The organism is Nonomuraea sp. B5E05, from assembly GCF_039880665.1.
Lineage (GTDB): Bacteria > Actinomycetota > Actinomycetes > Streptosporangiales > Streptosporangiaceae > Nonomuraea.
On sequence record NZ_JBDPMJ010000082.1, the window covers coordinates 1 to 1,781 of the forward strand.

1 protein-coding gene is annotated in these 1,781 nt (G+C 67.4%); it reads right to left on the reverse strand.

All coding sequences use genetic code 11. The annotated features are described in order from the left end of the window. Positions 1-29: 29 nt before the first annotated feature. Positions 30-1,691 carry an IS1182 family transposase gene (locus ABGB01_RS45860; RefSeq protein ID WP_347780624.1) on the reverse strand — a complete coding sequence of 554 codons (1,662 nt, stop codon included), beginning with the start codon at positions 1,689-1,691 and terminating at the stop codon, positions 30-32. Positions 1,692-1,781: the final 90 nt, after the last annotated feature.

A 1,781-nucleotide genomic window follows, 5' to 3' on the forward strand; every position in this document is an offset into this window, starting at 1 on the left:
AACGACTCTGTTGGCCGATTGGGTTGGGTTCATGCCGCCAGGCCAAGGCTGGCTCCGAGTCGCTCCAGGTGAGAGTTGCGGGTGCCGCGGATAGGAGTGCCGGTCCACCAGGCATCCAGGCGGATGAGGTTGATCGCGGTGGCGGTCAGTAGGTGCGCGAGCCTGGTTTTGGGTAATCCCCGGTAGCGGGTCCGGCGGATGGCTCCTGTCCGGACGGCTTGGGAGATCGTGCCCTCGGCTCCGGCTCGGACCGCGTGGCGGGCCTTCCACGCGTCGGTTTCCTGCTCACGACGGCGCTGGTCGAGGATCTGCTGCTGGGCAGCGGGCAGCAGGGTCAGACTCCGCCCGTAGCGGTGACCGTCGGCTTTGGTGCAGGCAGCCCGGAACGGGCAGGGAGCGCAGTCGGTGATGGAGAAATGCACCCGGGTGATCGGTGTCCCGTTGGGTTTGCGCTGATCGGACCAGGAGACACTGGTCGCACCGCCCGGGCAGGTTGCCGTGCGCGCCTTCCAGTCGATGGTGAAGGCCTCCTGGCCGAGCCCGTCCTTGCCCGTAGTGTGGGTATCGAGCCCGACCGGTCCCAGCAGGTCGATCGCATGCTCTTCGCGGGCGGTCAAGATCAGCGTGGCGCTGATGTAGCCCGCGTCCACAGCATGCATGTCCGGGCGCAGTCCGCGCCGGGTCAGATCGGTGTGGATCTGCTCGGTGACCTCGCTGTCGGCGACGGTGGCATCGGTGGTCTGAACGCCGGTGAGCAGGTGCGGAGCGTCGGGCTCGCAAGTCTCGCTCAGATGGACCTTGTAGCCGCACCAGCCCGCACCGCGCTTGAGGCCGTAGTGGGCATCCGGGTCGTACGGCGAGGACAGCCGTCGTCTGGCCGGCGGGAGATCCCTGCCCTCCCGCCAGCGCACCCCCTTCTCCTCGCGGTGGTACTGCTGAATCCAGGCGATACGCAGCGTCTGCACAGCGGGCAATTGCCGCAGCCAGGCCGGCGCATCGCGGTGATGCACCGCCTCCAGCAAGGTGAACCCGTCGGCTCCGACGGTCAACGCCCAGCGCTGACGTGCATCCTCCCCCTTGGGGAAGCGGTAGTTGTCCACCCGGCTGCCGTAACGCTCGATCCACTCGCCGGTGATGATCGAGGCCAGCCAGTCCGGAGCGGCCACGGCCAGTGCCTCCAACGCCGACCGCAACGTCTCACCGACGAACTCCATCCGGTTCAGCGTGCGCACCGCCGCGATGACATGCGTGGAGTCGGTACGCTGCCGCCCGCCCGCGCGCAGCAGGCCCAGCCGCGCGCAGTGGTCCAACAGCGCCTGGAAGATCTCTTCCTCCAGCTCATGGCTGATCAACCGGTCCCGGAACTCGCTCAGCACTGAGAAGTCGAACCCTGGGTCGGTCAACTCCAGAGCCAGGGCATATTTCCAGTCGATCCGGCCTCGCACCGCCTCGGCGGCCTGGCGATCGGACAGCCCTTCGGCGAACTGCAACACCGACACCAGCGCGAGTTCCCCCGGTGACAAGCCCGGCCCACCACGCGTGGGAAACGCTTGGGCGAATTGCTCGTCGGTGAAGACCTGACCGAGCGCATCACGCAACCGCATGGCCAGGCAGCCCTTGGGAAAGGCCGCTCGTGCGATCCGGACGGTTTCCTCGGGAACGTCGCGAGCGGGCTGGGGACGCAGAGACATGACGGAACTCCTCCATGTTCTCGCGGCCCGGTGTTCCCAGCCTCCCTCCCGAACTGGGGATCATCAACCGGAATCGGCCAACAGAGTCGT